The organism is Fodinicola acaciae, assembly GCF_010993745.1.
In the GTDB taxonomy this organism is placed as follows: domain Bacteria; phylum Actinomycetota; class Actinomycetes; order Mycobacteriales; family HKI-0501; genus Fodinicola; species Fodinicola acaciae.
Map to the genome: position 1 here is coordinate 2,638,139 of NZ_WOTN01000001.1, position 14,981 is coordinate 2,653,119.

Consider the following 14,981-nt stretch of genomic DNA (forward strand, 5'->3'; position numbering starts at 1 on the left):
GTGGTCATGTCAGGAAAAACGACGCGGCGACGGCAAGCAGCGCGAGCAGGAACGACCCGGCCAGCAGCTCAGGGACCCGGAAAAGCCGCAGTTTGGCCCAGAAAACCTCGGCCGCGGCCAGCAGCACGCCGAGCGCGGTCACCTTGGCCGCGAACGCGGCCATCCCCACCACCAGGGCCAGCGGCGCCAGACCGGTGGCGATACCGGCCGGCAGGAAGAGATTGGCCAGCAGCCCCAGGAAGACGGTCAGCCGCATCGCCGAGGCCAGCTCCACCAGCGCCAGATCGGGGCCGGCGTATTCCAGGATCATCGCCTCGTGCACCATCGTCAGCTCCAGGTGCGTGGCCGGGTTGTCCACCGGCAGCCGGCCGGTCTCGGCGATGATCACCACCACCAGCGCCACCGCGGCGAGCAGGCTGGCCGGCGACACCACCTTGGCCGGGTCGGCCAGCGTCCCGGACACGATCGTCGCCAGGTTGGTCGACCCGATCCGTACGGACAGCGCGAAAATCGCCACCAACAGGGTCGGCTCGACCAGCGCGATGATCGTCATCTCCCGGCTGGCGCCCATCCCGCCGAACGCCGTGCCGGTGTCCAGCCCGGCCAGCGCCAGCGCGACCGTTCCAGCCGCCAGCAACGCGACCACCGCGAACAAGTCCGCGACCGGATCCAGCGCGGAGGCCACCGTCACGAACGGGGCCACCGCCGCGACCACCAACGTGCTGGCCATCAACACCACCGGCGCCGCGACGAACAGGACGCTGGTGCCGCGCGGCCGGATCGGCTCTTTTCCCAGCAGCTTCCGGATGTCGCGCCACGGCTGCCCTACACCGGCGCCGGCGCGGCCCTCCATCCGGGCCCGTACCTGACGCATCACCCCGACCAGCAGCGGCGAGCCGGCGACCACGACGGCCACCTGCAGCACTCCTCCGAGGACCCCCAACGCGCTCATCGGGTGACCGCCAGGACGATCAACAGCCCGGTCACCGCGTAGAACCCGTAGCCGAGATAGCGGTGCACGCTGCCGGTCGCCAACCGCCGGCCGGCCCGTCCCCACGCGCGTACGGCGGCGATGACCGGCTCGTACAGCCGATGCTCGATCCGGTCCGGCACGCGCCGCCGGAACTCCACCGCTCGCACCAAATACGCGGATTCGAGGTGGTGGGTGACGTCCACGTCCACCTCGGGCCGCAGCACGTTGTCGAACACCCGCTGCAACGGCTCCGCGAACGAGGTCGCGGTGTACTCCATCCGCGCCGACAACGGTCCGCCACCGCAATCCCACAACCGCGCGGCTACCCGACGATGACGCTGCGCCCGCCAACCGGTCAGCGACCGTACGGCGCCGACCACCGCGAGCGCACCGGCGAGCAGCGCGATGGCCAGCAGAAACGGGGAAAGTGAGCCGGCCACCGCAGCCAACCGCAGGGTCAGCAGGCCACCGGCGGCCGGCGCCGCGACCGGCCCCAACGCGGGAAGTACGAGGCCCGGTGCCAGCGCCAGTACGACACAGCCGATGCCGGCCAGCGCCATCCCGGCGAGCATGCTCGGCGGGCTCTCCGAGGCCGCCGCGGCGGCCGGACTTCGAGGCTTGGCAAGGAAGCCGACGCCGAACGCCTTGACGAACGTGGCCACCGCCAACCCGGCGGTCAGCGCCACCGCGGCGACCGCGACCGGCAGCATGATCGCGGTGGCCACGCCGGATGACGGCAGGCCGTGGATCAATGCCTGCAACAGCAGCCATTCGCTCACGAACGCCGTACCCGGCGGCAACGCCGACGCGGCCAGCGCACCCAACCCGAAAGCCGCCGTCGTGACCGGCATCCCGGTTCGCAGTCCGCCAAGAGCATCCAGATCACGCGTGCCGGCGGCGCGTACGACCGAACCGGCCGCCAGGAACAACAACGTCTTGAACGCGGCATGGTTCACCACGTGCAGCAGCGCGGCCGCCATCGCCAAGCCGGCCAACTCGCGATGTCCGGTCGCCGCGAACAGGCCTGCCGCACCGACCCCGACCAGCACCAGGCCGAGGTTCTCGGTCGTCGAATATCCCAGCAACCGCTTCACATCCGTACTCACCGCGGCCTGCAGGATCCCGTACACCGCCGACACCGCACCCAGCACGAGCACCACCAGCCACCACCACGCCGGCCCGCCACCGAGCAGATCCACCCCGACCCGCACGATCCCGTACACCCCGAGATTCACCATCGCCGCCGACATCAACGCCGACACGTGACTCGGCGCCTCCGGATGCGCGCGCGGCAGCCACGCGTGCAGCGGCACGATCCCCGCCTTCGACCCGAACCCGGCCAACGTCGCGACAAAGACAATCGCCGCCAGCGTGGGCGGCAGCTGCCGGCCGGCGACCCGCAGCGCCGCGTACGAGTCGTCGCCGGCGCGGCCGACCAGCACCATCAGGCCGGCCAGGATCGCGACCAGGCCGAGCTGGGTCATGACCGCATACCAAAGGCCCGCACGCGCCACGCTCGGCCGCAGCCGATGCTCGGCCAGCACCAGGAGCAGCGACGTCAGCGCCATCAACTCCCAGCAGACCAGCAACGTGCTCACGTTCGCGGCCGCCGGCACCACCAGCATCGAGGCCACGAACAACGGGAAAACCGCCTGCACCGGCCGGCCGTCCACCCCGTGACCGGCGTACGAGATCCCGTACACCGCGGCCGCCACCGCCACCCCACCGGTCACCGCGACGAACAACCCACCCAGCGGATCCAACCCCAGCCGCACTCCGGCCAGCGGCAGCAATCCCGGCAACGACAACGAAAAACCATGACCCGTGACGGCGGCGATGCCGGCGACCACCGCGGCCAGGCCGCAGACGGCCGTAGCAAAACCGACCAGTTTCGTACGCAGGCCGGCCGGGCACACGATTCCGGCGACGGACGCCACCACGCCTGCCGCCAGCGCTATCCCCAGCGCCGCTCCGGCCAGGCTCATCGACCGGTCAGCTGGCGCAACGCAGCGGTGATCGCCTCCGGCCGCGGTGGACAACCCGGCACCTCGACATCGACCGGCACCACGTCACCAACCGCACCGGCCACACCGTACGCGCCGGCGAACACCCCGCAGTTGCGAGCGCAGTCGCCAACCGCGACCACCAGTTTCGGAGCCGGCACCGCCTCGTACGTACGCCGCAGTGGCACCGCCATGTTGCGCGTCACCGGCCCGGTCACCAGCAGAGCATCCGCGTGCCGCGGCGACGCCACCAGCCGCGCACCGTACCGCTCGGCGTCGTACACCGGGCCGAACGCCGACCCGATCTCCACCTCACACCCGTTACAGGAACCGGCGTCCACGTGCCGTACCTGCACCGACCCGCCGAGGCTCGCCGCGGCCGGCAACGCCTCAACAGGTGGTGGAGCCGGCTCGGCCACCCGTCCCGTCCGGCGGATCTTGCGCCACAAACCCCACACGCTCGTCTGTCTCCCCATTTCGCTACTTGCGCGCTCCGGACGCCGGCTTGCGCAGGTCCTCCAGCAGCTCCACCTGACCGGTCAACACCGTCGTCAGGATCGTCCGCGCCACCGCCAGCAACTCCGCGACATGAGCACTGGTCAACGAATAGAAAACCGTCGCACCCTCCTTGCGCGTCACCACCAGCCCGGCACGCCGCAACACCGCCAGGTGCTGCGACAGGTTCGCCGCCTCGATCCCCACCTCCGGCAACATCTCCGCGACCGCGTGCTCGCGCTCGCTGAGCAACTCCAGCACCCGGATCCGCGCCGGATGTCCGAGCGTCTTGAAAAACTCCGCCTTCAGCTGGTACAGAGGCCTACTCATCCGCGCCTCCAGTGGGACCCGTGGCCATCCATGTCCTCATGCGGCGATCCTTCCGCGTCGCAGCCGTACGAGAAACCAACGCGCCACGGCATCGCAATACTCAGCAACTGCGAACTTTAGCAACTCCTTACAACCGACGCGACCGTGAACGGCGGATTCGAGGATGGCGCGCCGGAACTGATGCGGGCTGATGTCCAACCGATCGCCTCGCCACGGCGCTCCGTGTGATCGGTCTGGATGCTGATCACTTCAGCCAGGCGCACCCCGTTGGATGCGTACGGAGGACGGCCAAGACTCGCCGAACGCCGAAGGTCTTGCCAGCACATTCGCAGTTTTCGCTGTTCATCTGACCTGAGGTCCGCCCCCTCAACACCTGCAAGGACCGACTTTCACATCCGCGCTTCAATGTGCAAGTATGAACTTGCACTGCGGCGAGCGACAAAGGAGGACGGATGCATATCGATTTGGTGTCGAAGACCGCACTGGTCACCGGGTCCACTTCGGGGATGGGCTACGCGACCGCGAAGGCACTGGCGGTGGCCGGTGCTCGCGTCGTCGTACACGGCAGCAGCGACGAGACCGTGAGCGGCGCGGTGGATCGCCTCCGACAGGACGTACCGGGCAGCGACGTCGCCGGGCACAGCGCGCGACTGGAGGATCCGGACGCGGTGTCCGATCTCATCGACGCGGTCCCGGACGTCGACATCCTGGTCAGCAACGCCGGTCCGACGCACTCGACGTCGGTGTTCGACATCAGCCTCGCCGAATGGCGCGCGCAGCTGGACATCTACCTCACGGCTGGCATGTTGTTGGGGCGGCACCATCTGGCCCGCATGATCGACCGCGGCTGGGGTCGGATGCTCTTCGGCGCCGGCCTGACCTGCAGCTACAGTCCGGCCGCGCCCTCGCTGGACACAATGACCGCCTGGCTCACCTGCAAGTCGGCAATGCTGGGCCTGTCCAGGGGGTTCGCCGAGATCGCCGCCGGGCGCGGCGTCACGGTCAACTCGTTCGTTCCCGGGCCGACCATGACCGAGGAGAAATACCTGTCGATCGATCCGCCGATGGATGGAACCTTCGAACAGTTCGGTCGCGACTACTTCACCGGGCCGGGATCCTCGTCGCTGCTGCGGAGGTTCCTCCAGCCCGACGAGGTCGCCAATTTCATCGTGTTTTTGGCCTCCCCACAGGCATCCGGGATCACCGGCGCGGCACTACGGGTCGACGGCGGCATCATCCGGTCGATCCTGTGACGCAGTCGCCTTCCCCGTTTCGGCGGCGTACTTGAGCGCCTGCAGGCTGCGCTGCCACGCCCGCGTACGCGCCGTCAGCCAGGACGCGGCGATCCCCAGCGCGTACGGCTGGACGGTGAACAGCACCTGCCGGCCGACCTTGCGACTGGCGACCAGACCGGCACCGCCCAACACGGTCAGATGCTGGACGACCGCCTGCCGGGTCACCGGCAGGCGCGCCGCCAGTGTCGTCGCGCTGGAGTCCGGGCTCGCCTCCAACAACTCCAGCAGACGCCGCCGGGTGGGGTCCGCCAACGCCGCGAAGATGACGCCGACGTGCTCATCCGGACCGATCATGAGCGTTACGCCCGCGCCCGTGCGGCCAGACCGGCCAGTTGCTCCCGCCACCCGCCGACGTTGCCCTCCCGAGCCGAACCACGCCCCTGCGCCGGCAGGTCCAACGCGGTGAAACCACTCTCCACCAACCGAACCTCGACCCCACCGGGGCGTTCGGTCACGAAGAACTCCACCAAAGTGGACCGGCCCGGCACCGGCTCCGCACCGGGAAAGGCGCTCGCCCAACGGAACGCGACATAGCTGCGCGGCCGGATCCGCGCCACCTCGACGATGAACCGGCCCCACTGCGCGCTCTCACGCACGACCCGCTCCCCCGCCGCGCGCGTACTGACGACCGCACCGTCCGACGGCACCCACCAACCGGGCTCGGTGACCAACTCCCACACCCGATCCAACCCAGCCTCGATGGTGATCGTCTGCTCGATCGCGTCGTCCACGCGCACCGCCTCCCGACCTCACCTGCAAGTGGTCACTTGCAAAGGATAGACCGGGATCTCCGGCGCATCGCCTTGGCCTTGCCGGCCAGTTCCTCTGTCTTTGTTGCCGATGTTCTCGCCCAGACCCATGACGTGCACTCCCTTCGCACTGGCCACGGTCACCGAAAGGCGTGCGTCCGCGTGGACCACTACGGTGTGCCTGACACCTCGGAGAGGAATCCGGTCCGTGGAGACGGACGCACTCAACACGCTGCGCCTCGCCGACCCAGCGTCCCGACGCTCAGGCCTGTTGGCCATGCGGCCACCCAATGCCGGAGCCAACTGGTGGCTCGGCGTGATCCAGCACGTCACGCTGCGCGCGACCGGTCCCGCAATGCCCGATGCGCACCGGCGGTCGTGGGCGGAACTGTCCATGAACGCCCTGGAGGCCGCGCTCGAGACCGGTGCACTGGACGCGCAAGAAGTGGCGACCCGGCAAGCGTGGCTGTGCCGCAGCCTGGCCGCCGATGATCGGCCGCCGAGCCTGCGGCCAGACAGCGCCGCCCGCCGTTGTCTCTCGCTCGTCGGGATGTCACCGGCCGAGGTGGCCGCGACGCGATGGTCGTTGCGAGTCAAGGACGCGCCAAAGATAAGAAAGCTGCGCCGCATCCGCATCCTGGTAGTCGCCGCAGTGGGGCTCGCACCACAGATCGAGGACGACGAATTACTCCACGAACTCGCCGAATGGCGCGAGATCGCCCCGACCCTGCCCTGACAAACGTCACGGCGAAAATTCCAGTGCAGCCGAACGGGTCCGGGACCACCGATCAGTTCGGCACATAGCGCAGCTCGAGGACCCCGCTGGAGAAGGCGGTGCTTTTCACCAGACGCAGCCGCAGGGCCTGGTCCAGTTCCGGGAACAGTGCCGCGCCTTTGCCGGTGGCGGCGGGGAGCACCCACAGGCGGTATTCGTCGACCACGCCGAGCCTGATCAGTGAGTGCATGAACGCGGTGCCGCCGGCGGCGACCAGGTCCTTACCTGGCTCGGCCTTGAGCTTGGCGATCTCCTCGACGGTGTCGCCGCTGGCGATCCTGGTTTCGGGCCAGTCGTCGGCGGTGGCGAGCGTACGGGAGAACACCACCTTGGGGATCTCGTTCATGGCCTTGGCCGAGGGATGGTCGCTGTTCGGCCAGAATCCGGCCATGGCCTCGTAGGTGTTGCGGCCCATCAGGAAAGCGCCAGCCTCCCACAGCTGGTCGACGAAGTATTCCTCCTGTTCGGGGTCGTCGATCGACATCATGACGTCCCGGATTCCGTTGTCGCCGTCGGCGCTCTTGCCGTCGAGCGAGACGTAGAATCCCAGGATCAGCTTGCGCATGTCGTTCTCCAGTTTCGTTGTCGTGCTGGGACGTTCCCAGCAGGCGGTCAAGCTCGGTACGACCGCACCCAGGCAGGCAGACTCCAGCGCGGCGAGAAACTCATCGTCCTCCAGTGGCCAGTTGGCCGACCGGTGTGTAGACCACGTACAGGACACCGTCGCCGAACGCCGTGGTCCTGGCGAGGTCGAGATCGAAGGTGTTGTCGCCGAACAGGCGTTGCCCGGCGCCGATGACCGTGGGCCTTCGCGTACGCGAGCGCCAACATGACCAGAGCAGTGGCCGCCGTCCACGCGATCCCACCAAGCGACCCGCCGGTCGCGCACCTCGACGACGCCGCGATCGCCGACTCGAACAGGGCTGGAGCGACCGGGAGCCGTCACGAACATTTGGCGCGAAGACGGCGGCGCGTGGCCCCAAACGCCACACGGAGGCGGCTATTTGGGCAACGCTGTCAGCGCCATCCGACACGGATGTCAGAACGAGTCGCCGAAGGCCCAGTGTTCGATCAGCTGTCCGTCGCGTACTCGGACCATGTCCATGGCGTTGATCCGAAACCGCCGGCCGGTCGGTGGCCGGCCGAAGAAGTCACCGGTGTGCGTGCCGCTGATCGTGTAGCGGTTGCACACCCATTCGCCGGTTTCGACGCTGTTCTCCAGGGTGATCTGCCAATCCGGGACGCCGGCGACGATGCGTTCCCATTTCGTCCGCCAGTCCTGCCGGGTGAATACCTCACCCTGGTCGATCGAGGTCTCGGCGACGTACTGGAGCGAGGTGTCCAGGTCTCCTCGCGCCCGGCCGGCGATGATCGCGTCGACCACCTCGCCGGGAGTGAGAGGACTGCTCATCTGGACTCTCCTTCGAATAAATCGGGGACTGTCCCCGCTTTGGTTCGGGTAGCATACGGGGAGCATCCCCGTTTTGGCTAGAGGGGTGGTGTGATGCCGCGTCGCGACGCGCAACGCAACTACGAACGGCTGCTGACCGAAGGGGAGGTCGCCTTTGACCGGGACGGTGTGGGTGCCTCGCTCGACGACATCGCGAAAGCGGCGTCGGTCGGTAACGCGACCCTCTACCGGCACTTTCCCAGCCGAGCGGCCATCCTGGAGGCGATCTACGGCGAGCGGGTGAGAACCTTGCCCGCGGTGGCCGCGTCGCTGGTCACGGACGGCGACCCGGGCGCTGCCCTGGTGACCTGGTTGCGGACGGTCATCTCGCTCCTCAACGGCAGCCGCGGGCTCCGCGAGGCATTCGAAGCCGCGACGATGGCTGACTCCGAGCTTCGGCACATCGAATGGCCCCAGATCGTACGCGCCGCCGCCAAACCGCTGCTGGCCAACGCGCAGGCCGCCGGCGTCATCCGACCGGACCTGACCACAGCAGAACTGATCACGTTGCTCACCGCCATCGCCAAAGCCGCCACCCCCGCCGACGCCAAGCGCTGCCTCACCCTGCTGATCGACGGCCTCGGCGCCTAAAAGGCCGCCGAGCATTCTGTGTGCGGGTGGGTTGGCGAGGTGCTTCTGCCGGTCATCGGGACGGGACGTCGGTGGTGTGAGAGTCGTTGGTGGTTGCGGCGATGAGACGGTCGCCGTCGGGTGTGCGGTAGTAGAGGACGGATCGGCCGGCGCGGCGGCGGCGTACGAGTTGGGCGTCCAGGAGGATTTTGAGGTGGTTGCCGACGGCGCCGAGAGTGAAGCCGGTCGCTGAGACCAGTTGTGTGGTGCTCATTGGGTTGCCCAGTTGGCTGAGCAGTGTCGCGCGTGCTGGGCCGATGAGCCGGCGTAGGGCATGTGGTGCGGTCGGTGTGTCGCCGGCCAGCAGACCGGTGCACGGGTAGACCACCGAGTACAGGTGCGGCAGGCGCCAGCCGACCCAGCCGTGTGCGCCGGTGATGGGGATGAACAGCAGCGAGCCGTCGGCGAGATCTTGGGGTGGATAGTCGTACGCGTTGATCTGCAGTCGTCCCTCACCGAGCCAGCGCATGTTGGGTCGCATGTCGTCCAGCGCGGCGGCCCAGCCGCCGGTGCTCAGCCGGCGGATGCGTGCGATCGTGTCCGCGTCGAAGGCGCGTTTGCGGCGTTGCCAGTCCGGTTTGACGGCGGTGGTCCACACCCACTCCATCACCTCGGCGATCCGGTCTGGCAGGTCCGGTACGTCCAGGTCTGGTACGTGCAATGTCGGGTCGTGGGCGGCGGCCGTGTCGGCCATCAGGTCGGCTAGTAGTGCGGCCGGTGTGGCGCCGCGGATGCGGTCGAGCTCTTCGTCGAAGGTCTGCTCCTGCTCGGTCGGTGGCACACAGAGGAAGTCGACCAACCACGCCGGCCGGAAGCCCCAGGCCAGGAACGCGCGGCCGACCGGATCGTCGGCCATCCGCCGCTGGAACGCCGCCCGCAACTGACTGACGTGAGCCAGTTGACCCGGGCGGTTGGGCCGCCGGCCCATCAACACGTTCAACGTCGCGACCGTCTCGGCCAGCGCTGATATCCGGAATCTGCTGCCGGCCAGGACGTCCGCGTTGACTAGCCACAGCCCCACGTTTCGCCTCCGTACGAAACATTACTGGTTGGTGCGCTGGATTGCCGACACTTCCTGCCATGCGCACGTACCGAGAGTTGTTCCGCACACCGGAGTTCACCGCCTTGTTCGGCGGGTCGTGCGCGCAGGTCGCCGCGTCGACGCTGACCGGCATCGCATTGGCCACGTTGGTGTACGACCGCACCGACTCTCCATTGCTGGCGGCGTTGGCGATGTTCGGACCGTCCTTCGCGAACCTGATCGGCGCGACCACGCTGCTGTCGGTGGCCGACCGTGTGCCGTCGCGGGCGGCGATGACACTGATCGCCTGCGCGTCGGCGGTGGCTGGCGTGGTCCTCGCGGCGCCGGGCATGCCACTGCCGGCGATGTTCGCGGTGATCTTCGTACTGGGCCTGGTCGGCTCGCTGGGTGCTGGTGTCCAGTACGGGCTGCTTGGCGAGATCGTCCCGCGGCGGGGCTACGTGCTGGGCCGGTCCGCGCTCAACGTCGCCGTCGGCGTGATGCAGCTGGCGGGTTTCGCGTTGGGCGGTGTCGTCCTTGCGGTGATGTCGGCGCGCGCGGCGTTGGTCCTCGGTGCGGCGCTGGCGATCGGCGCGGCACTGGTCTTCCGGCTGGCTCTTGCCGCTCGGCCGGCACGCGCGTCGGGGCGACCGTCGGTCGCGATCACCTGGCACGTCAATCGCGAACTCCTGTCCACCCGCGCTCGCCGAGCCGTCTACCTGTCGATGTGGATCCCCAACGGCCTGGTCGTGGGATGCGAGGCACTGTTCGTGCCGTACGCGCCACAATCAGCCGCGGCTCTGTTCGTAGCCGCGGCGCTGGGAATGCTGCTCGGCGACATCGCCGCCGGCCGATTCCTGTCACCGGCCATACGGCGCTGGTCGGTCACGCCGTTGCGTTTTCTGCTGGCGGTCCCGTACCTGCTGTTCGCGGTGCCGTTGAGCGTGCCGGTCGCCGCCGTGGCCGTCGCCGTCGCCGCCACCGGATTCGCCTCCACGCTGCTGCTGCAGGAACGGCTGGTCGCGCTGACCAGCGAGCGCATCCGCGGGCACGCGCTGGGCCTGCACGCGACCGGCATGAAGATCATGCAAGCCGTCGGCGCGACCGTCGCCGGCCTGCTCGCCCAGTGGCTGCCCACCGGCACGACCATGGCCGTCCTGGCCGTGGCATCGATCGCCGTCACCGCGGCACTCGGTCCCGGTCTGCGGCTGTCCCAACCCGACCGAGCCAGCAACGCAGACCAACGGAAAACATCAGTGAAACAACAAGAACTCTCCGCGCCATAAGCGACCTCACCGACGGAGAGCAAGAAAGAAACCATGGAAACGACAATGAAAGGAACGACCGTGCAACCCAACGATGTCACCGAGATCCTCAACAGGCCGCTCAGCCAGGAACTGTTGGATCGCGACCTGACCCGCCTGGCATACGTCGCCACGGACGGCACACCACGCAGCATCCCGATCGGTTTCACCTGGAACGGCACGCACATCGTCATGTGCACCGCAACCAACGCGCCCAAACTACCAAGCCTGCGCGCCAACCCCATGGTCGCCCTCACCATCGACACCGAAGTGCACCCACCCAAAATCCTGCTCATCCGCGGCCGAGCCGAACTCGACGCCGTCGACGGCGTCCCCGACGAATACCTGCAAATGAACGGCGCACTCCAGATGACCCAAGAACAACGCGTGGAATGGGAAGCCGGCGTCAAAGCGCTCTACAACGGCATGGTCCGAATCGTGGTAACACCCACCTGGGCCAAACTCATCGACTTCGAAACCACCCTCCCCACCGCCGTCGAACAACTGATCCAGCAACAACAACAGCGCCAGCACACCTAAAGACCCACCTGCGAGTAGTTGTCGTGACGATCCGGCGCGGCCGTGATGGTGTACGCGCGGCGGCTCGTCCGGTTACACCGACTCGGCTTGCGAAGCCACAGATCACTGCCTGGTGTGACTGGCATCCACCAATCGCTCCCGGATACGAGGACCTTTTCTCGATCCGTGAGCCCATCGTCGCCTCATCGCGAGCGCGAATACGTGCCGTTCACAGCCGGACGGCAGCGCACCAGCGCCGCCGTCCGGCCGGGGTCAACCGTACGCCGGTGAAGAAACACCGTCGATGCGGCGACAGCTTCCAGATTGTGAAATGCGGGTTACGCCCCGACCTGCCGCCCACGGACATGTTCCTATCGGATGTAGCGGAGGGACGTACGCGGCCAGGATGGTCGCACAATCCCGTTGCTCACCGGACCAGGGCGGCGACGTGACCTCGGCCGCACGCGGCCGGTGTCTGGATGAGTGGGTGCCTACTCATCGGGTTCTGGTCAGGATCGCCGCTGCGCTGACGGCTGCGGTGACGGTCAGGGTGACGGCCGGCCATCCGGCGTTTGCCGCGAGGGTGCCGGCGATGGCGGTCCCGGTCGCTCCGGCGGCGTAGTAGCAGGTGAGGTAGGCGGCGTTGAGTGCGCCGGATCGTTCGGGGTCGATCGCGACGACGCGGGCTTGGTTGGCGACTTGGGCGGCGAAGCATCCCGCGTCGAAGAGGGCGAGCGTGACGGCGCTCCAGCCGGGTTGGCCGAGTGTGATTGTCAGGGCGAGCGCGGACAGTGCCGCCGTCGTGAGCGCCGTCGTCATGACCACACGGGTGCCATAGCGGTCGGCGAGACGTCCCGCGAGCCGTGTTACGGCCAGGCCGAGGACGCCCGCGAGGCTGTACAGGCCGATCGCGGCGGAACTCTGACCGTACGGCGGCGCGGCCAAGCAGATGACCAGGCCGACCCAGACGACGTTGAACGCGAAGAACCACAGCATCCCGGCTGCCGTCGATCGGCGCAGGCCGTGGCTGTCGCGCAGCAGTGCGGGCAGGGACTGGAGCGAGTTGAGATAACCAACTCGACGTTCAGGGACCTGCGCCGGCAGCAACGGCGCCGCGGCAATGGCGCAGACAACAGCGAAGGCGGCAAACACCAGCAGTGCGGCGCGCCACCCGAGCTCGTCGGTGAGCAGTCCTCCGACGAACCGGCTCAGCAGAATCCCGGCCGAGATGCCCGCCGACACCGCACCCATACGATAGGCCCGGCGGGTGGGGCCGGAGTATTTCCCGACGATCGCGCTGGCTTGCGCCGCCACCGTGGTCGCGGCTCCGATGGCAACGAAACAGCCGATGAGCGTACCCGCCCCCGGCGCCGCCGCTGCCGCGACCAGCGCGGCGCCTAGTGCGAGCAGTTGCGAGGTGATCAGGGTCCTGGCGCCGACGCGGTCCACGAGTGGAACCAGCAGTATCAATCCGAGCAGATAGCCGGCCATGGCGGCCGCGGCGACGAGAGCGATCAGCGCCAGCGGCGCCCCCAGGTCAGCGGCGATCGCGGCCAGTGCCGGCTGCAAGGCGTAGTCGTTGGCAATCGCGCCGCCGGCGGCGACCGCGAGCAGCGCAACCGCGACGCCGGACAGCCGCACACCAATGCCGGTCGTTCCGGTCACGCTCCGGCCCGGACAGCCACCGCCTCGACCTCGACGAGGATCGCCTCGTCGACGAATGGGAGTACGTGCACCAGCGCAAACGCGGGACGGATCTCGCTGTAGACCTCGCCGTGAGCGCGAGCAGCATCCTGCCAATGGTCGAAATCGGCCACCGCGAGCCGACTCTGCACCACATCGCCCATGCGAAACCCGTTCTCTGTCAGGACTTTCTCGATCGTCGCCAACGCGTCGCGCGTCTGGGCGTACACGTCCTCGCCGTCACCGGCCGTGGCGGAGACGAACATGGTGTCCCCGGTGATCACGCCGCGTGAGTATCCGAAGGTCGACTCCCACGGTGACCCGCTGCTGATGAGCCTGCGCACCCGCCCACTCCTCACTACTCAAGTAGTACCGCAGGAGCTTACTACTCCGGTAGTATCCTCTTCGGCAAAGTGGGTACGCTCGCGGTCATGGCCGTCGACAGTGAGCTCATCTCCGTCCTCACCCGCCTCGGCTTCACCCAGTACGAGGCGCAGGCGTACACCGCACTGGTCGGCCGGGCCGCGATCACCGGCGCGGAGGTCGGTCGCCGGGCCGGGATGCCGCCGTCGAAGGTGTACGAGACGCTCACCCGGCTCGAAGCCCGCGGCGCGGTGCTGGTCAACCGCTCCGAACCGGTCCGCTACACCGCCGTCCCCCACCACTGGCTGCTCCAACAGTTGCGAGCCCGATACGACACCGACGTGGAAGCGGCCCAGGCCGCACTCGACCGGCTCCCCACCGAACGAGAACCCGGCCTGGTCTGGTCGCTGAGCGGCCGCGACGCGATCATCCACGCGTTCACCCGCACGATCGCCGAGGCCAAGCAAAGCATCTTCGCCGGAATCTGGGACGAGGAACTCGACGAGTTCCGCGGCCCACTCGAAGCCGCGCCCGGCCGAGGCATCCAGACCCACGTCGCGATCTATGGCCCCCGTACGCTCACCGGGCCCCACACCTACGACCTCACCGAATGCGGTGCCAGCGCACGCCTTCGCCTGTCCGGGCGGCGACTCGCAGTGGTGGTCGCCGACGACACCGACGCCATCGTGGCCGAGTTCGGCGACCGGAGCCCCGACCACGCGACACTCACCACCAACCCGATCATCGCGCTCCTGGCCGTCGAATACCTCAAGGCCGACATCAGCGGACGCCTGCTGATCAACGCCATGGACCCCGACACGTACCAACAATTGCTCACCACACCCGGCATGAAGGCGATGCTCCGCCCGATCACAGACCAGGCACCGCAAACACGGTCCGAGGCGCCAGACGCATGAGACCGGCCGCATTCAGCCGGCCTTGTCGCGTCGGAGGTGATCGGCCAAGATCGTCTTCGTGTCGAAACTTCAGGCCTTCGATGTCGACGTATACCTGCCTTCGACGACATCAATGACCGCCGACCGCAGGTCGCCCAGTCTCAGCGGCTGACTCCAGGCCTCAGGCTCGAGGACGGAACCCATCGTCCAGTGGCGGCAACGTGGCCGGCCTGGTTGTGGTCAGGTGCGGGCCTGTTGCCGGCATTGGTCGTCGGTGGCGCGGCGTACGTCGGACTCGCGGTTTCGCTGCGAGTGCGGGAAATCAGCGAGGTCATCGACCAAGTCCGCCGCCGTATCGGCCGCTAGCCATCGCCGGGGCCGGGCAATGACGTACGCGCCCCAACAGCCGGCCTGTGTCGAGCCAGAACAGCCATTACGCCACACCCGGCAGCGCGAAACGACCCTGGGTGGGCCGCACGAGTCATTGCTCCAACC

The 14,981-nt window shown here is 68.1% G+C and carries 19 protein-coding genes; 7 read left to right on the forward strand and 12 right to left on the reverse strand.

From position 1 onward, the window contains the following. Positions 1–4: 4 nt before the first annotated feature. The 4 genes from GNX95_RS12290 to GNX95_RS12305 are packed head-to-tail and all read right to left on the reverse strand — an operon-like array spanning position 5 to position 3,801. Positions 5–952 (reverse strand): respiratory chain complex I subunit 1 family protein, encoded by a 948-nt coding sequence (locus GNX95_RS12290; protein WP_163507221.1) that lies wholly within the window; start codon positions 950–952, stop codon positions 5–7. Beyond that, positions 949–2,958: a proton-conducting transporter transmembrane domain-containing protein gene (locus tag GNX95_RS12295; RefSeq protein WP_163507222.1), complete on the reverse strand. Its 2,010-nt coding sequence runs from the start codon at positions 2,956–2,958 to the stop codon at positions 949–951. Before GNX95_RS12295 ends, GNX95_RS12290 begins: the two co-directional genes overlap by 4 nt. Then, positions 2,955–3,452, reverse strand: a complete 498-nt coding sequence (locus tag GNX95_RS12300) for an NADH-quinone oxidoreductase subunit B family protein (RefSeq protein WP_163507223.1) — start codon at positions 3,450–3,452, stop codon at positions 2,955–2,957. The genes GNX95_RS12295 and GNX95_RS12300 overlap by 4 nt, the downstream gene beginning before the upstream one ends. 4 nt (positions 3,453–3,456) lie before the next feature. After that, positions 3,457–3,801, reverse strand: coding sequence for an ArsR/SmtB family transcription factor (locus tag GNX95_RS12305; RefSeq protein WP_163507224.1), 345 nt, complete (start codon positions 3,799–3,801; stop codon positions 3,457–3,459). Between the two features lie 452 nt (positions 3,802–4,253). Here GNX95_RS12305 and GNX95_RS12310 point away from each other — a divergent pair, with 452 nt between their 5' ends. Continuing rightward, the gene (locus GNX95_RS12310; RefSeq protein ID WP_163507225.1) at positions 4,254–5,054 is read left to right on the forward strand and encodes an SDR family NAD(P)-dependent oxidoreductase; all 801 of its coding nucleotides are present in this window, start codon (positions 4,254–4,256) and stop codon (positions 5,052–5,054) included. Here the strand turns inward: GNX95_RS12310 and GNX95_RS12315 are convergent. Both GNX95_RS12315 and GNX95_RS12320 read right to left on the reverse strand, forming a co-directional pair. Further along, the gene (locus tag GNX95_RS12315; protein ID WP_163507226.1) at positions 5,016–5,390 is read right to left on the reverse strand and encodes an ArsR/SmtB family transcription factor; all 375 of its coding nucleotides are present in this window, start codon (positions 5,388–5,390) and stop codon (positions 5,016–5,018) included. The two genes, GNX95_RS12310 and GNX95_RS12315, sit on opposite strands and share 39 nt — an antisense overlap. A gap of 5 nt (positions 5,391–5,395) precedes the next feature. Next, positions 5,396–5,827, reverse strand: coding sequence for an SRPBCC domain-containing protein (locus tag GNX95_RS12320; protein WP_163507227.1), 432 nt, complete (start codon positions 5,825–5,827; stop codon positions 5,396–5,398). A gap of 226 nt (positions 5,828–6,053) precedes the next feature. Here GNX95_RS12320 and GNX95_RS12325 point away from each other — a divergent pair, with 226 nt between their 5' ends. Further along, positions 6,054–6,581 (forward strand): hypothetical protein, encoded by a 528-nt coding sequence (locus GNX95_RS12325; protein WP_163507228.1) that lies wholly within the window; start codon positions 6,054–6,056, stop codon positions 6,579–6,581. 52 nt (positions 6,582–6,633) lie between these two features. On the opposite strand, the gene GNX95_RS12330 is transcribed toward GNX95_RS12325, so the two are convergent. From GNX95_RS12330 to GNX95_RS12340, 3 genes are all read right to left on the reverse strand, one after another. Then, positions 6,634–7,185, reverse strand: a complete 552-nt coding sequence (locus tag GNX95_RS12330) for a dihydrofolate reductase family protein (RefSeq protein WP_163507229.1) — start codon at positions 7,183–7,185, stop codon at positions 6,634–6,636. A 100-nt stretch (positions 7,186–7,285) separates the two neighbouring features. Beyond that, positions 7,286–7,486 (reverse strand): hypothetical protein, encoded by a 201-nt coding sequence (locus GNX95_RS12335; RefSeq protein ID WP_163507230.1) that lies wholly within the window; start codon positions 7,484–7,486, stop codon positions 7,286–7,288. Positions 7,487–7,659: 173 nt separating this feature from the next. Beyond that, entirely contained in the window at positions 7,660–8,031 is a 372-nt protein-coding gene (locus GNX95_RS12340) for an ester cyclase (protein WP_163507231.1), read from the reverse strand. 93 nt (positions 8,032–8,124) lie between these two features. Between GNX95_RS12340 and GNX95_RS12345 the strand changes: the two genes are divergently transcribed. Beyond that, positions 8,125–8,661 carry a TetR/AcrR family transcriptional regulator gene (locus GNX95_RS12345; protein ID WP_163507232.1) on the forward strand — a complete coding sequence of 179 codons (537 nt, stop codon included), beginning with the start codon at positions 8,125–8,127 and terminating at the stop codon, positions 8,659–8,661. Between the two features lie 52 nt (positions 8,662–8,713). Here GNX95_RS12345 and GNX95_RS12350 read toward each other — a convergent pair whose 3' ends face one another. After that, entirely contained in the window at positions 8,714–9,721 is a 1,008-nt protein-coding gene (locus GNX95_RS12350; protein WP_163507233.1) for an ArsR/SmtB family transcription factor, read from the reverse strand. 59 nt (positions 9,722–9,780) lie between these two features. Here GNX95_RS12350 and GNX95_RS12355 point away from each other — a divergent pair, with 59 nt between their 5' ends. Beyond that, on the forward strand, positions 9,781–11,007 hold the full coding sequence (locus GNX95_RS12355; protein WP_187369626.1) for an MFS transporter: 1,227 nt from the start codon (positions 9,781–9,783) through the stop codon (positions 11,005–11,007). A gap of 45 nt (positions 11,008–11,052) precedes the next feature. Then, positions 11,053–11,565, forward strand: a complete 513-nt coding sequence (locus GNX95_RS12360) for a pyridoxamine 5'-phosphate oxidase family protein (protein ID WP_246281578.1) — start codon at positions 11,053–11,055, stop codon at positions 11,563–11,565. Positions 11,566–12,039: 474 nt separating this feature from the next. Here GNX95_RS12360 and GNX95_RS12365 read toward each other — a convergent pair whose 3' ends face one another. Beyond that, positions 12,040–13,209: an MFS transporter gene (locus GNX95_RS12365; RefSeq protein ID WP_222853535.1), complete on the reverse strand. Its 1,170-nt coding sequence runs from the start codon at positions 13,207–13,209 to the stop codon at positions 12,040–12,042. Then, positions 13,206–13,586 carry a RidA family protein gene (locus GNX95_RS12370; protein ID WP_343034833.1) on the reverse strand — a complete coding sequence of 127 codons (381 nt, stop codon included), beginning with the start codon at positions 13,584–13,586 and terminating at the stop codon, positions 13,206–13,208. Before GNX95_RS12370 ends, GNX95_RS12365 begins: the two co-directional genes overlap by 4 nt. Positions 13,587–13,658: 72 nt before the next feature. Here GNX95_RS12370 and GNX95_RS12375 point away from each other — a divergent pair, with 72 nt between their 5' ends. Both GNX95_RS12375 and GNX95_RS12380 read left to right on the forward strand, forming a co-directional pair. Then, a complete protein-coding gene (locus tag GNX95_RS12375; RefSeq protein WP_163507235.1) occupies positions 13,659–14,507 on the forward strand; it encodes a TrmB family transcriptional regulator in 849 nt (282 codons plus the stop codon). Positions 14,508–14,696: 189 nt separating this feature from the next. Continuing rightward, complete coding sequence (locus GNX95_RS12380) at positions 14,697–14,852, forward strand: hypothetical protein (protein ID WP_163507236.1); 156 nt, start codon at positions 14,697–14,699, stop codon at positions 14,850–14,852. Positions 14,853–14,981: the final 129 nt, after the last annotated feature.

Bases quoted from the DNA above. Each gene is read 5' to 3' on its own strand.
- GNX95_RS12315 (WP_163507226.1), bottom strand. From the start codon at position 5,390: ATGATCGGTCCGGATGAGCACGTCGGCGTCATCTTCGCGGCGTTGGCG.
- GNX95_RS12340 (WP_163507231.1), bottom strand. From the start codon at position 8,031: ATGAGCAGTCCTCTCACTCCCGGCGAGGTGGTCGACGCGATCATCGCC.
- GNX95_RS12330 (WP_163507229.1), bottom strand. From the start codon at position 7,185: ATGCGCAAGCTGATCCTGGGATTCTACGTCTCGCTCGACGGCAAGAGC.
- GNX95_RS12295 (WP_163507222.1), bottom strand. From the start codon at position 2,958: ATGAGCCTGGCCGGAGCGGCGCTGGGGATAGCGCTGGCGGCAGGCGTG.
- GNX95_RS12375 (WP_163507235.1), top strand. From the start codon at position 13,659: ATGGCCGTCGACAGTGAGCTCATCTCCGTCCTCACCCGCCTCGGCTTC.
- GNX95_RS12290 (WP_163507221.1), bottom strand. From the start codon at position 952: ATGAGCGCGTTGGGGGTCCTCGGAGGAGTGCTGCAGGTGGCCGTCGTG.
- GNX95_RS12305 (WP_163507224.1), bottom strand. From the start codon at position 3,801: ATGAGTAGGCCTCTGTACCAGCTGAAGGCGGAGTTTTTCAAGACGCTC.
- GNX95_RS12360 (WP_246281578.1), top strand. From the start codon at position 11,053: ATGAAAGGAACGACCGTGCAACCCAACGATGTCACCGAGATCCTCAAC.
- GNX95_RS12345 (WP_163507232.1), top strand. From the start codon at position 8,125: ATGCCGCGTCGCGACGCGCAACGCAACTACGAACGGCTGCTGACCGAA.
- GNX95_RS12310 (WP_163507225.1), top strand. From the start codon at position 4,254: ATGCATATCGATTTGGTGTCGAAGACCGCACTGGTCACCGGGTCCACT.
- GNX95_RS12355 (WP_187369626.1), top strand. From the start codon at position 9,781: ATGCGCACGTACCGAGAGTTGTTCCGCACACCGGAGTTCACCGCCTTG.
- GNX95_RS12300 (WP_163507223.1), bottom strand. From the start codon at position 3,452: ATGGGGAGACAGACGAGCGTGTGGGGTTTGTGGCGCAAGATCCGCCGG.